The following is a 314-nucleotide window of genomic DNA, read 5'->3' as shown; positions in this document are numbered from 1 at the left end:
CCCACGAGGTCGACGCAAAAACCCCCTACCGTTTTGGCAGGGGGTTTTGTTGTGCGGCGTAGGGGATGTCTGACGCTGACCTACGTTCCCGGAGGCGGAGCTCCAGTATCATCGGCGCGGCGCCGTTTCACGGTCCTGTTCGGGATGGGAAGGCGTGGTGCCGGCGCGCCATGGGCGTCAGACAGTGACGGGGTCACAAGCGGGGCAAGGGGTGTTGGGTGGGGGTGTGTGTGAGGGGTGGGGTGCATGGCACGGCTATAGGATCAAGCCGCACGGGCAATTAGTAGCGCTCAGCTCAAGCGGTTACCCGCCTT

The 314-nt window shown here is 64.0% G+C and carries 1 rRNA gene; it reads right to left on the bottom strand.

The window, feature by feature from the left end:
• Positions 1–67 precede the first annotated feature (67 nt).
• A 5S ribosomal RNA gene (rrf, locus tag EPD81_RS08320) occupies positions 68–182 on the bottom strand.
• Positions 183–314: the final 132 nt, after the last annotated feature.

Origin of the sequence: Tepidiphilus sp. J10 (assembly GCF_006980785.1) — a bacterium.
GTDB lineage: Bacteria > Pseudomonadota > Gammaproteobacteria > Burkholderiales > Rhodocyclaceae > Tepidiphilus > Tepidiphilus olei.
This window is presented reverse-complemented; position numbering and strand designations above follow the sequence as displayed.